The sequence below is a fragment of the Pedobacter sp. CAN_A7 genome (genome assembly GCF_015752175.1).
Lineage (GTDB): Bacteria > Bacteroidota > Bacteroidia > Sphingobacteriales > Sphingobacteriaceae > Pedobacter.
Genome location: NZ_JADOUW010000004.1, coordinates 123,633 through 136,531, shown reverse-complemented (window position 1 = coordinate 136,531; position 12,899 = coordinate 123,633). Strand labels below are relative to the sequence as shown.

Sequence of the window (12,899 nt, the reverse complement as noted above, 5' to 3'; positions counted from 1 at the left end):
GAATTTTCGTTTGATTACCAGGTAAGCGATCGGTACAGGGGTGTTAACCCGGCGTTATAAGGGTATTTGAAGGGCTGTAGCCGTTTGGAGGCCCTTCAAAGGCCCTTCCAACCCCCTTCTAAAGCCCTTATATCTGGGGCAGAAAAGGTAATGATTTTTTAGTCCTGAACTGGTTGTACAAAATCCTATTTTACCGTAAAATAAAAAAGGGGTGCCGCTGATCTCCAGCGGCACCCCTTTTAAAAGATGTTCTAAAATTATTTTCTTGGTGTTCCGTCTTCGTTTTTATCAACCACTGGGCGTTTAGCAGCATTCGCTATTTCCCATGCGGTAAAATACACCAATTGTGCTCTTCTGGCCATCATTGGGAAATCAATTAGCTCAATTTCATCACCTGGAGCATGGTATTCCGGGTGTACACCGTTGAAATAAAAGATCACCGGAATATCGTGTTTAGCGAAATTATAGTGGTCTGAACGGTAGTAGAAACGGTTAGGGTCTGTGCGGTTGTTGTAACGCATATCCAGGTCCATTTTCACATAATCGTCATTGGCTTTGATACCCAATTTATTCAAGTCAGAACTTAACATGTCAGAACCGATAATATAAATATAATCAGGGTTATTGGCATGGTCCGCATCTACACGACCAATCATATCGATATTTAAATTGGTTACTGTGTTTTTTAATGGGAAAATTGGGTTTTCAGAATACCATTCAGAACCTAATAGACCTTTTTCTTCGGCGATAACCGTCATGAACAAAATACTTCTTTTTGGTCCTTTACCAGCTTTTTTAGCTTTAACAAAAGCTTCGGCTAACATCAATACCGCTGAAGTTCCTGATCCGTCATCATCTGCACCATTGTTTACTTTATCTTCACCAGATTCAGTTAAACCAATGTGGTCGTAGTGAGCGGTGATCACTAGTACTTCTTCTTTCAATTTAGGATCTGAACCTTCTAAAAAGCCCAATACGTTCTCTGCACGGATTGGCACCTCTTTACGTACTGCTGAAGCACAAAAAGCAACGTCGATTACTTTAGTAGCTGGTTTTTTAGTTTCTTTTAGTAGTTTCTCTAAAGCAGCAACGGTACTGCCACCTTCTTTTAAAATTTCATTGGCAGTTTTAGTCGAAACGGTAATAACCGGTAAGCTTTTGGCGTTGGCTTGTTCTTTCAGGTAACTTGCTGTTTTCATTACCAGACGGCCTTCGCCGTTGTGGTAACGTTCTTTAGTTTGCTCTGTGTAGGTATCCAATGAAGGATCTACGATCACAAGCGCAGCAGCCTGGTTATCGGCAAGAAATTTCACTTGCTCGCGTTGTGCCAGCATTCTTTGACGCATTTCATTGCGATCGGCAGGTGCAGCACCACCCAATATCATGACTACCTTATCTTTCAGGTCTTGTCCTGCGAAGTCATTGTAGCCATCTTTGTTTACGCCATAACCAGCAAAAAGCACAGGTTTGTTGTTAAACGTAAAACCCTCTCCCGATACGCTTCCCGGCGTAATGATAAAATCTTTCAGCAATTCTTTGGCTTCGCCATTGATGGTCACAATGCTTTGTACCAGGTTATTGGTGGCCAGGTCTACAGGCTGGTAGTAACTGCCATTTACTGGTGCTTTTAAGCCTAAAGCTTTGAAATGATTTTTTATATATTCAGCCGCCATAAAGGCGCCTTTTTTACCTGTCTCTCTACCTTCATACTCATCAGAAGCCAATACCGACAAATGTTTGTAGGCATTTTCCTTGGTAATGGTCTTGCTAAATTTGATGGCCGTTTTGTCTTGAGCGCAAGCATTAAGGCCTAGAAATAACACCAGACTGGTGTAAATAAAGTGTTTGTTCATGAATAGTTTTCAGTTATGTTTAGAATAGTAATAAGTTTTCGTTAACAAGACATTTTCCCTACACGGGTGCCATGTCGGCCACCTTCAAATTCAGTATTTAAAAAGAGGGTGGTGATTTCTTTGGCCAGTTCTTCTGAAATAAACCGTGCTGGAATACACAATATATTCGCATTGTTATGTTTCCTGGCCAATTCGGCAATTTCGGTCTGCCAGCAGATGGCTGCACGGATACCCTGGTGTTTATTGGCCGTAATGGCTACACCATTGGCACTGCCGCATACCAGAATGCCGAAGGTAGCTTCATTGCTTTCTACCGCTTCTGCAACAGGGTGTGCAAAGTCGGGGTAATCAACCGAATCAGGTGTGTAGGTACCAAAGTCGGTCAGCTCATAGGCAGATAAAAAATCCCTGAGCATTTCTTTGTATTCGAAACCGGCATGGTCGGAGCCGATGGCTATTTTGATGGATGTTGACATGTGTAGTGATCTAAAGTTTAAGGTTGGGTTTCTGTGCCAAACACGGCTTTATTTCTTTTTTTCTCAATGTAGGCAGAGATAAAAATACTCAGTTCGTATAAAATAAAAAGTGGGAAGGCCACCACCAACATGGTAATCATATCAGGTGTAGGGGTAACAATGGCTGCGATGACTAAAATAAGTACTGCTGCATACCTTCTGCTGGCCCGCATAAATGCTGGGGTCATGATGCCAAATTTCGACAAGATGTAAATGACAACCGGCAATTCGAAGATGATACCGGTACCGATGGTTAAGGTGGCTACCGACGATAGGTAAGAGGTGATGGTAAAGGTGTTTTCGATTTCCTTGCTGACCGAGAAATTGGTAAGGAAGTTAATAGACAGCGGACAAATGATGAAATATCCAAACAGGATACCGATGATGAACAATAGGGAGGAGAAAAAGACGAACCCACTGGCTGACTTGCGTTCACTATCGTGCAGGGCAGGTTTAATAAACAACCACAATTCGAACAGGAGGTAAGGCACGGCAAAAACGATACCTGCCATAATACAGGAGTTAATTTGCAGGGTAAACTGACCGGCCATTTCGGTGTTGATAATTTTACCGTTGATTTGGGTAATACAAAAGTCTGAACCGAGGGAAGGGAAACGATCTACCAGGTTGCACATCATTCTATACGTCCAGAAATCTGGCTTTTTAGGCCCCATGATAACGGTTTCAAAGATGAACTCGTAGAAATAGAAGGCAAGCGCGGTGAAGATGACTGTAACCAGGAGGGCCCGCAATAAATGTTTTCTTAACACATCAATGTGGTCAAAGAAAGACATTTCCGTTTCGATAGCTTTACCTTTATTTTTAATGGAATCGATTAGATTCTGCGTTTTATTCTCACTCATGTAAATTGCTTGTTAAAACAAAAATACCATTCTGTTCTATTAGAATGGTATTTACGTTTTAAATATTACAAATAGTTTTTTATTATTCTGTGAATACGAAGGTTTCCATGAATTTGGTAGTAAAATTACCTGCACGGAAGTTAGGGTCCTTCATTAATTTCAAGTGGAAAGGGATGGTAGTTTTAACGCCTTCAATCACAAATTCACTTAAAGCACGTTCCATGGTGCTGATGGCTTCTTCGCGGGTTTGGGCCACGCAAATCAGTTTTGCAATCATGGAATCATAGTTGGAAGGAATTTGGTAACCTGCATATACATGTGTATCTACACGTACCCCATGACCACCCGGAGAGTGGAAATTGGTAATTCTTCCCGGACAAGGGCGGAAGTTGTTAAATGGATCTTCCGCATTGATCCGGCATTCTATGGCATGCATATGTGGTAAATAGTTTTTACCAGTAATAGGGATGCCTGAAGCTACTTTAATTTGCTCTTTGATTAAATCGTAATTGATTACCTCTTCTGTAACCGGGTGTTCTACCTGGATACGGGTATTCATTTCCATGAAATAGAAGTTGCGGTGTTTATCGACCAAAAATTCGATGGTACCGGCACCTTCATATTGAACGGCAACTGCACCTTTGATGGCTGCATCGCCCATTCTTTCCCTTAATTCAGGCGTCATGAAAGGAGATGGTGCTTCTTCAACCAGTTTCTGGTGACGACGCTGTATAGAGCAGTCACGTTCTGATAAGTGACAAGCCTTACCATATTGATCACCGATAATCTGGATCTCGATATGACGTGGATCTTCGATGTATTTTTCAAGGTACAAGCCATCGTTACCAAAAGCAGCACCAGATTCTTGACGGGCACTGTCCCATGCATTTTCGAAGTCTTCATCTTTCCAAACCACGCGCATCCCACGGCCACCACCACCGGCAGTTGCTTTCAGGATAACCGGATAACCCATTTCATTCGCAATTTGTATACCTTCTTTTACGCTGGTTAACAAACCTTCGGAACCAGGAATAGTAGGCACGCCTGCTTTTTTCATGGTTTCTTTAGCCGAAGCCTTATCACCCATGGAGTTGATTTGCTCTGGAGTAGCACCAATAAATTTAATTCCATAATCACGGCATACCGAAGAGAATTTTGCGTTCTCTGATAAGAAACCGTATCCCGGGTGTATCGCATCAGCATTGGTTAATTCAGCTGCAGAGATAATGTTGGGAATGCTTAAATAGGAATCTTTACTTGGTGGCGGTCCAATACAAACAGCCTCGTCAGCGAAGCGAACATGCAGGCTTTCTCTGTCGGCAGTAGAATAAACTGCAACAGTTTTGATCCCCATTTCCTTACAGGTACGTATAATACGCAAAGCAATTTCGCCCCTGTTGGCAATTAATATTTTTTTAAACATATAATTGATTAGATAATGATTTACCCAAAGGCAAATATTACATAGGTTCTACTAAAAATAACGGTTGGTCGTATTCTACTGGTGATGCATTATCAACAAGTACTTTTACTATTCTTCCTGAAATTTCACTTTCAATTTCATTGAATAATTTCATGGCTTCGATGATACAGATTACTTTACCTGATGGGAATTCATCGCCAACGTTTACGAAAGAAGGTTTATCAGGACTAGACGAACGGTAGAATGTTCCGATCATTGGTGATTTGATGGTCACGTATCTCGAATCATCTTCCAGTTTTGCTTCTGGTTTGTTCTCCACCACTGCAGGTTGCGCTGCTGCCGCTGCTGGTAATACTGCTGCTGGCGCTGCTACTGGAGCAGGAACGGTAGTGGTAATAACAGTGGGCGTTTGGTTGGTTTTAATGGTGATCTTGAAGTCTACTTGCTCGATGGCGACTTCATTTACGCCTGAACGAGAAACAAACTTTATAAGTTCCTGAATTTGCTTAATATCCATTTTATGTGATTTTAAAAAGATGTATTTCCTTAGATAATACTAAGTTAAGATTATTTTATTAGATAAAATTAATATGCCCATTTCAAGTAAATGGATCCCCAGGTAAAGCCACCACCGAAAGCGGCCAGGATAAGGGTATCGCCCTTATTAAGCTGACTTTCCCATTCCCATAAACAAAGGGGGATGGTTCCATTGGTGGTATTACCATATTTTTCAATGTTGATCATTACCTTTTCTGTGCCAAGGCCCATGCGGTGTGCTGTGGCATCGATGATTCTTTTATTCGCCTGGTGAGGTACCAGCCAGGTTACATCATCAGCACTCAGGTGATTACGTTCCATGATTTCTGCGGCTACATTGGCCATGTTGGTCACGGCAAATTTAAAAACCGCCTGGCCTTCCTGGTGTACAAAATGTTCGTGGTTATCGATGGTTTCGTGAGATGCCGGCGTGACCGAGCCTCCCGCTTTCAGGTTCAGGTGATTTCTTCCTGACCCGTCAGTACGTAAAATGGAGTCGATGATTCCGTTTCCTTCTTCATTGGCTTCTAACAATACCGCTCCACAGCCGTCGCCAAAAATGATGCAAGTGGTACGGTCTTCGTAATTGATGATGGACGACATTTTATCGCCGCCAACAACCAATACGTTTTTATGTTTACCTGATTCAATAAATTGAGATGCAGTAGCCAGTCCGAAAATAAAACCCGAACAAGCGGCTTGCAAATCATAGCCCCATGCGTTTACAGCACCAATTTTATCGGCAAGTATATTTGCTGTGGCAGGAAATTGCATGTCGGGGGTTGTGGTGCAAAAAATAATCAGCTCGATTGCATCGGCGCTGATTCCACGTTTTTTTAATAAGCCATTAACGGCATGAACAGCCATATCTGAGGTGCCTAAACCTTCTTCTTTTAGAATCCGGCGCTCCTTGATTCCTGTTCTGGAGGTGATCCACTCATCTGTGGTCTCCACGATTGATTCCAGTTCCTTATTAGTTAAAACATATTCTGGAACGTAACCATTAACCGCTGTGATCGCGGCCTGAACTTTGCTCATTTTTAGTGTTTTTATTTAAAAGCGTCTTGTATTTTGCCTACAAGACCTGTGGTAATCATATCTCTGGACTGCATGACCATGTTTTTGACTGCCAGTGGGCTAGATATTCCATGACCAATAATAACGGGTGCGTTAACACCTAACACCGGGCTTCCGCCGTAGTTTTCGTAATTAAAGCGATCGAAGAATTCATCTTTAAAGCCTTTTTTCATGGTAAGCACGTAGAAAGATTCGGCGAGTTTAAGCATGATGTTTCCGGTAAAACCGTCACATACAATCACATCAGCCTTTTTATTAAACAAATCTCTACCTTCAATATTTCCGACAAAGTTAATCAGTGAACTTTCTTTCAGTAAGGGGAAAGCGGCCAGACTTAATGCATTGCCTTTTTTATCTTCTTCGCCTAAATTCATGAGCGCGACTTTAGGTCTTTCCACCTGCATCACGGTTTCTAAATAGAGAGCACCAAGGATACCAAATTGTAATAGAAAGTCGGGTTTGCAGTCGGCATTAGCACCAACATCCACCATCAGACCTATGCCGCCATCAAGCTTTGGAACAAAACTGGTGAGACAAGGCCTAAGTACGTTGGTACATGTTTTTACACTTAATACCGCACCAACAAGCATAGCGCCAGAATTACCGGCACTGGCAAAGGAATCCAGCTTACCTTCTTTAAGTAAGTTGAATCCAACGGAAATACTTGAATTTGGTTTTTGAAGGATTGCTTTTGTGGCATGATCGCCCATACCGATGACTTCGTCAGTATGAACGTATTCGAAATGATCCGGGTTGAATCCTTGTTCAGAAAGTAAAGGTTTAATCTGCTGTGTATCGCCAATCAGAACCAAATGTTCTCCAGGCGATAGTAATTGATGAGCAGCTATTGCTCCCAAAACGTTTGCTTTGGGAGCATAGTCTCCGCCCATTATATCGAGACCTATTCTCATAGTAAAAAATCAGTTTGTGTAATCAGCATTAATTGCATTTTTTTGATTGTCTAAGGTAAACTTAAACACCAGCAAAACACAAACTATTTTTCAAGAAAGTTAACCTATAGAGGTGTTTTCAATAACTAATTTGCCATTGTAGTACAAGTTACCATCAACGTTATAAGCACGGTGAGGCACGTGTATTGCGCCAGTGGTTTGGCAAGTAGCCAGAGAAGGAGCTTCTGCTTTATAGTGTGTTCTTCTTTTGTCTCTTCTACTTTTAGAAATCTTGCGTTTTGGATGTGCCATTACTAATTTGTTTAATTATTATTTTAATTTTTTTAATGCTGCCCACCGTGGGTCTTCATTTTTTGTTTCTTCTTTTTGTTCTGCGCCGTAGGCTAGTTCATCCAGTTTGGCAATCATCTCTTGATCGCAAGCCTGGCCATCCCCATTCTCTTCGCATATCTTAATAAAAGGTACTGAAACGCTGATCAATTCGTAAAGAATTGCTGCGATATCGATACTACTTTCTTTTTTATTCAACAGTATGATCTCCAGATCATCACTTTCTTCGCCTTCGTCGGCAAACTTAACAATTTGACGCTCCTTAATTGCTATAGGGGCATTAAATTCTGCTAAACATTTGTCGCAATCTAATTTTACTGTTCCATCAATCTGGATTTGCAAAATTAGCATTGTTTCTTGTTTGTCTAACTCTACCGTTGCTTTTAAGTTGCCTTTTTTTATTAAAGCATACTCAAAGGCATCAAAAAAGCTGTTATCAATGTCAAACTCAAATTGATGTTTGCCAATTTTTAAGCCGGTAAAGGGGATTGAAAATTGTTTTAATGGTTTCAATTGTAACAAAATTTTAGCCCGCAAATGTATGAATTATTTTAACATTTATAAAATGAATTTATAAAATGTTTAGCACTATTAATTTGCGTCGTCTTTCACGTCCGAAGCAGTTTCAATGATTTTGCCTCCGCTTCGCAATTGTCCGCGCAACAAGCTCTCCTGTTCTCTTCTGTTTTTAACAATATGTGTGGCTGCAAAAACCGCTTCAATGAAGGATGTAGGGTCGGCAAGGTTCTTACCCGCAATGTCATAACCTGTTCCGTGGTCAGGAGAGGTGCGCACCACTTTCAGTCCGGCAGTATAATTAACGCCTGTGCTAAAAGCAATGGTTTTAAAAGGCACTAAACCCTGGTCATGGTACATGGCCAGCACGGCATCGAACTGTTTGAAGGTGCCATTTCCAAAGAAGCCATCGGCAGGGTATGGACCAAAACAAATGATGCCCTTATCAAAGGCTTCGTGTATAGCGGGAATAATAATTTCCTGCTCTTCCTTACCCAGTAAACCATTGTCGCCAGCATGTGGATTTAAACCCAATACCGCAATTTTTGGTTTTTCGATCCAGAAGTCTTTTTTCAGACTCTCATTAATCATTTTTAACTTCTGAATAATGGATTCCTTCGTGATGGTGGTTGCTACATCCTTTACTGGGATGTGCCCCGTAACCACACCTATTTTAAGCTCTTCGCTAATCAGAAACATCAGTACATCGGCACTGCCGCTGCGTTCCTGCAAATATTCAGTATGTCCGGGAAATTTAAAGGTATCCGATTGGATATTGAATTTATTGATGGGTGCGGTAACCAGTGCATCAATTTCACCACTGATCAAATCTTCAGTAGCTTTTTCTAAAGATAATAGTGCGTATTTACCGCCGGTTTCCGTCGAAGTACCCAGCTCGATTTTGACATCTTCTTCCCAGCAATTAATCATGTTTGCTTTTTTCGGGTTTGCTGCACTGGCGCTTGCCGCTACATGGAAGTTTAAATCGGGTAAACCCAGGGCTTTGCGGTGATAAGAAGCTACTTTAGTATGTCCATATACAATAGGGGTGCAGTAATCAAGGATGGCGTTGTTAGCTAGAGTTTTGAGAATGACCTCTAAACCAATACCATTAACGTCACCAATACTTATCCCTATTTTAATTTTATTGCTCATGTTCAAAATAGAATTTAGCGCAAAATACAAGATTTTAACAATAATGTTAGTCCGATACTGGTAAAACTTTGCTTATTTTGCGTGCTTAGATCAGGAAAGCATGAGTTTGGTTAGGGCAAAAAAACATTTAGGACAACATTTTTTAACGGATAAAAACATTGCAGGAAAGATTGTCAATGGCCTGGTGCATACCGACCAGTACAAACAAGTGCTGGAAGTTGGACCGGGAATGGGAATTCTTACTGATATACTTCTTGCCCGTGAAGACCTGGAGACTTTTATGATCGATATTGATGTAGAATCTTACAATTTCCTGAAGGATAAATACCCGCAGGTGGGCGAACGTTTGATCAATGGCGACTTTCTGAAGCTAGACTTACAGACTGTTTTCTCTGGTAAATTTGCCATCATTGGTAACTTCCCTTATAATATTTCTTCACAGATTTTATTTAAGATACTGGAACACCGCAGCCAGGTGGTAGAAATGGTGGGCATGTTCCAGAAAGAAGTGGCAGAGCGTTGTGCCTCCAAAGAAGGAAGTAAGGAGTATGGTATACTGAGTGTATTAATCCAGGCTTATTATGATATTGAATACCTGTTTTCGGTAAAACCAGGAACGTTTAATCCGCCACCTAAGGTAAACTCCGGTGTGATTCGTTTATCAAGGAATAAAACGGTTGAGTTGCCATGTGATGAGAAATTATTCTGGCGTACGGTAAAAGGCGGTTTTAACCAAAGAAGAAAAACATTAAGAAACGCACTATCGGGCACGATATCAAAAGACCGAATGGATGATCATCCATTCTTTGATAAAAGAGCGGAACAGCTGAGCGTGGCTGATTTTGTTGCTTTAACCCAACACCTTACCCATTTAAATAAGCTTGCTGAACAATAATTATGGCTGCTCCTAAGATATTAATTGTTGACGACCTTCATCCCATTTTTAAAACACAGGCCCAGGCTTTAGGCTATGAGGTAGACGACCGGCCAACAATTAGCCGCGAAGAAACGATGGCAGTGATTGGCGACTATACCGGTATAGCGGTGCGAACCAAGTTTAGGATAGACCAGGAATTAATGGATGCTGCTCCTTTACTGAAGTTTGTAGCCAGGGCAGGTGCAGGACTGGATAATATTGATCAGGCTTATGCCCTGTCAAAAAACATTACCTTAATTAATGCCCCTGAGGGTAACCGCGATGCCGTGGGCGAACATGCCACCGGACTGCTGCTGGCCTTAATGAATAAATTCCAAAGTGCCGGCGCTAAGATCCGTCATGGAATCTGGGACCGTGAAGGTAGTCGCGGATGGGAGTTGAAAGGCAAAACCGTAGGTATTATAGGTTACGGATTTATGGGTCAAAGTTTTGCAAAGAAACTGGCCGGTTTTGAGGTCAACGTGATTGCCTACGATAAATATAAAACAGGCTTCTCTGATGCTTATGCAAAGGAGGTAAGTATGGAAGAAATTGTGAAACACAGCGATGTGCTGAGCTTACATATTCCACTCACGACGGAGACCAGGCAACTGGTGGATGAAGAGTACCTGTTTCACTTTAAAAAACCCATATTTTTTATCAATACCGCTAGAGGTGAAGTGGTGAATACCCGTGCCGTATTATCTGCCATCAAGGCCCAGCGCATATTAGGCGCCGGCTTAGACGTGCTAGAAGTGGAGAAATTTCCGGCACTTGCTGCACAGGATTGGTATGAAGAATTAATGGCTACAGACCAGGTGATACTAACACCACATGTGGGCGGCTGGACCATTGATTCTTACCGAAAAATATCTGAGGTGCTGGCTCAAAAATTAGCCGCTTTATAAAGATATTTCCAGCTTAAATATTTGCTTTTGTAATAATTGGCTACTATCTTCGTTTGAATTCGAAGCAAGACTATGTTGGCTTATGGCCGGTATAGTCTTGTTTGTATTTAAGACAAATCCGAATGATAATTTCGGAAAAATTAACAGAACAAAAATATTTGTAATATAAAATTAATTGAGCTATGACAGAGGTAACGTATTATACGCAAGAAGGTTTAGATAAACTAAAGCAAGAGATACATTATTTGAAAACCACCGGAAGGCAGCTCATCTCAAAGGCGATAGCAGAAGCAAGGGATAAAGGCGATCTTTCTGAAAATGCAGAATACGATGCAGCTAAAGAGGCGCAGGGTTTACATGAAGCTAAGATATCGAAGCTGAGTAATACGCTTTCGACCGCCAGGCTGATTGATGAATCGAAGTTGGATACCACTAAAGTATTGGCTTTGTCTATTGTTAAAATAAAGAATGTGAAAAACGGCGCCATGATGACTTACCAATTGGTAGCTGAGTCGGAAGCCGATATGAAAACGGGTAAAATCTCCGTAAAGTCCCCTATAGCACAGGGTTTGTTAGGGAAATCTGTAGGTGATAAAATCGAAATACAGGTTCCGGCAGGAAAAATTGAGTTTGAGGTGTTAGAAATTAGCAGATAAGTAAACAAGAGCAGATGGCAACTATATTTTCGAAGATTGTTAGTGGTGAAGTTCCGGCCCATGTAGTGGCAGAGACGACAGAGTTTTTAGCGTTTTTAGATGTGAATCCTTTAACCATGGGTCACGTATTGGTGATTCCTAAAAAAGAGATTGATTACCTATTTGATATGGATGAGGAAAGCTATTTTGGCTTGACCTTATTTGCTAAAATAGTTGCCGGAGGGGTTAAAAAGGCATTTCCATGTCTAAAAGTAGGGATGGCTGTGATTGGTCTGGAAGTGCCACATGTGCATATCCATTTGATACCAATGAATGCAGTAAGTGATATGAACTTTAGTAAGGAAAAGTTAACTCCAACAGAGGAACAGCTGGCAGAAGCTGCCGCAAAAATAAGAGCAGAACTTTAAGTTGTTTTAGCGTAAAGGATAGGAGGCCAGGTGTTTTACGCCTGGCCTTTTATTTTAGCTTGTCATTGTTATGGTGACGGTCGGCATCACGGATACTCTTTTTTACCATATTTTTTTCCAGGGCAGTGGTAAGATCAATGCCGGTTTGGTTGGCCAGGCAAATCAGCACAAATAACACATCAGCCATTTCATCACCCAGGTCTACGGCTTCATCACTCTTTTTAAAGCTTTGTTCACCATATTTTCTGGACATGATTCTGGCCACTTCACCTACTTCTTCCATCAGGATGGCGGTGTTGGTCAACTCGTTAAAGTAGCGTACGCCGGTGGTGGTAATCCATTGGTCTACCGTTTCCTGTGCTTCTTTGATGGTCATTATTCCTTGTTTTTAGTGTCTATGGTAATGGTTACCGGACCGTCGTTCAGCAAGCTGATCTTCATATCGGCACCAAATATTCCGGTTTGTATATCTTTTTGTAGTAATGTGCTCAGTTTTTTAATCATCTGCTCATACATCGGGATCGCTTTATCAGGTTTTGCTGCACGGGTAAAACCAGGCCTGTTGCCTTTTTTTGTTGCCGCAAAGAGGGTGAATTGGCTGATTAATAAAATGTTTCCGTCTATGTCTGCCAGTGCTTTGTTCATAAGTCCCTGCTCATCACTAAAAATGCGTATGGCTGCAATTTTCTGTGCAAGCCAGTCGAGGTCTTCCAGGGTATCGGCATCTTCAATGCCTAGCAATACTAATAAACCCTGTTCAATAACACCCGTTACCTGGTCATCTACACGGCATTCGGCCTGTGTTACCCTTTGTATAACTGCTCTCATCAAA

General features: G+C 41.5%; 16 protein-coding genes. 4 read left to right on the top strand and 12 right to left on the bottom strand.

Going from position 1 to position 12,899, the window contains the following annotated elements; all coding sequences use genetic code 11:
* Nucleotides 1–257: 257 nt before the first annotated feature.
* The 10 genes from IWX76_RS15385 to pdxA all read right to left on the bottom strand — a co-directional run bounded on the left by IWX76_RS15385 (nucleotide 258) and on the right by pdxA (nucleotide 9,180).
* The gene (locus tag IWX76_RS15385; protein ID WP_196860916.1) at nucleotides 258–1,853 is read right to left on the bottom strand and encodes a M28 family peptidase; all 1,596 of its coding nucleotides are present in this window, start codon (nucleotides 1,851–1,853) and stop codon (nucleotides 258–260) included.
* Nucleotides 1,854–1,894: 41 nt separating this feature from the next.
* Complete coding sequence (rpiB, locus tag IWX76_RS15380; RefSeq protein WP_196860915.1) at nucleotides 1,895–2,329, bottom strand: ribose 5-phosphate isomerase B; 435 nt, start codon at nucleotides 2,327–2,329, stop codon at nucleotides 1,895–1,897.
* Nucleotides 2,330–2,346: 17 nt separating this feature from the next.
* Entirely contained in the window at nucleotides 2,347–3,231 is an 885-nt protein-coding gene (gene tatC / locus IWX76_RS15375) for a twin-arginine translocase subunit TatC (protein WP_196860914.1), read from the bottom strand.
* Nucleotides 3,232–3,313: 82 nt separating this feature from the next.
* Nucleotides 3,314–4,654: an acetyl-CoA carboxylase biotin carboxylase subunit gene (accC, locus tag IWX76_RS15370; RefSeq protein WP_196860913.1), complete on the bottom strand. Its 1,341-nt coding sequence runs from the start codon at nucleotides 4,652–4,654 to the stop codon at nucleotides 3,314–3,316.
* 37 nt (nucleotides 4,655–4,691) lie between these two features.
* Nucleotides 4,692–5,171 (bottom strand): acetyl-CoA carboxylase biotin carboxyl carrier protein, encoded by a 480-nt coding sequence (gene accB, locus IWX76_RS15365; protein WP_196860912.1) that lies wholly within the window; start codon nucleotides 5,169–5,171, stop codon nucleotides 4,692–4,694.
* Between the two features lie 68 nt (nucleotides 5,172–5,239).
* Entirely contained in the window at nucleotides 5,240–6,229 is a 990-nt protein-coding gene (locus IWX76_RS15360) for a beta-ketoacyl-ACP synthase III (RefSeq protein ID WP_196860911.1), read from the bottom strand.
* An 11-nt stretch (nucleotides 6,230–6,240) separates the two neighbouring features.
* Complete coding sequence (gene plsX / locus IWX76_RS15355; RefSeq protein WP_196860910.1) at nucleotides 6,241–7,179, bottom strand: phosphate acyltransferase PlsX; 939 nt, start codon at nucleotides 7,177–7,179, stop codon at nucleotides 6,241–6,243.
* Nucleotides 7,180–7,278: 99 nt separating this feature from the next.
* Nucleotides 7,279–7,470 (bottom strand): 50S ribosomal protein L32, encoded by a 192-nt coding sequence (gene rpmF / locus IWX76_RS15350; protein WP_196860909.1) that lies wholly within the window; start codon nucleotides 7,468–7,470, stop codon nucleotides 7,279–7,281.
* A gap of 18 nt (nucleotides 7,471–7,488) precedes the next feature.
* Nucleotides 7,489–8,022 (bottom strand): YceD family protein, encoded by a 534-nt coding sequence (locus tag IWX76_RS15345; RefSeq protein ID WP_196860908.1) that lies wholly within the window; start codon nucleotides 8,020–8,022, stop codon nucleotides 7,489–7,491.
* Nucleotides 8,023–8,100: 78 nt separating this feature from the next.
* The gene (gene pdxA / locus IWX76_RS15340; RefSeq protein WP_196860907.1) at nucleotides 8,101–9,180 is read right to left on the bottom strand and encodes a 4-hydroxythreonine-4-phosphate dehydrogenase PdxA; all 1,080 of its coding nucleotides are present in this window, start codon (nucleotides 9,178–9,180) and stop codon (nucleotides 8,101–8,103) included.
* Between the two features lie 100 nt (nucleotides 9,181–9,280).
* Here pdxA and rsmA point away from each other — a divergent pair, with 100 nt between their 5' ends.
* From rsmA to IWX76_RS15320, 4 genes are all read left to right on the top strand, one after another.
* The gene (rsmA, locus tag IWX76_RS15335; RefSeq protein ID WP_196860906.1) at nucleotides 9,281–10,075 is read left to right on the top strand and encodes a 16S rRNA (adenine(1518)-N(6)/adenine(1519)-N(6))-dimethyltransferase RsmA; all 795 of its coding nucleotides are present in this window, start codon (nucleotides 9,281–9,283) and stop codon (nucleotides 10,073–10,075) included.
* Nucleotides 10,076–10,077: 2 nt separating this feature from the next.
* A complete protein-coding gene (locus IWX76_RS15330) occupies nucleotides 10,078–11,004 on the top strand; it encodes a 2-hydroxyacid dehydrogenase (protein WP_196860905.1) in 927 nt (308 codons plus the stop codon).
* A gap of 182 nt (nucleotides 11,005–11,186) precedes the next feature.
* Nucleotides 11,187–11,660, top strand: a complete 474-nt coding sequence (gene greA, locus IWX76_RS15325) for a transcription elongation factor GreA (RefSeq protein WP_196860904.1) — start codon at nucleotides 11,187–11,189, stop codon at nucleotides 11,658–11,660.
* Between the two features lie 14 nt (nucleotides 11,661–11,674).
* Nucleotides 11,675–12,067, top strand: coding sequence for an HIT family protein (locus IWX76_RS15320; protein WP_196860903.1), 393 nt, complete (start codon nucleotides 11,675–11,677; stop codon nucleotides 12,065–12,067).
* Nucleotides 12,068–12,116: 49 nt separating this feature from the next.
* On the opposite strand, the gene IWX76_RS15315 is transcribed toward IWX76_RS15320, so the two are convergent.
* Both IWX76_RS15315 and dtd read right to left on the bottom strand, forming a co-directional pair.
* A complete protein-coding gene (locus IWX76_RS15315; RefSeq protein ID WP_196860902.1) occupies nucleotides 12,117–12,443 on the bottom strand; it encodes a nucleotide pyrophosphohydrolase in 327 nt (108 codons plus the stop codon).
* Entirely contained in the window at nucleotides 12,443–12,895 is a 453-nt protein-coding gene (dtd, locus tag IWX76_RS15310; RefSeq protein ID WP_196860901.1) for a D-aminoacyl-tRNA deacylase, read from the bottom strand. The genes IWX76_RS15315 and dtd overlap by 1 nt, the downstream gene beginning before the upstream one ends.
* Nucleotides 12,896–12,899: the final 4 nt, after the last annotated feature.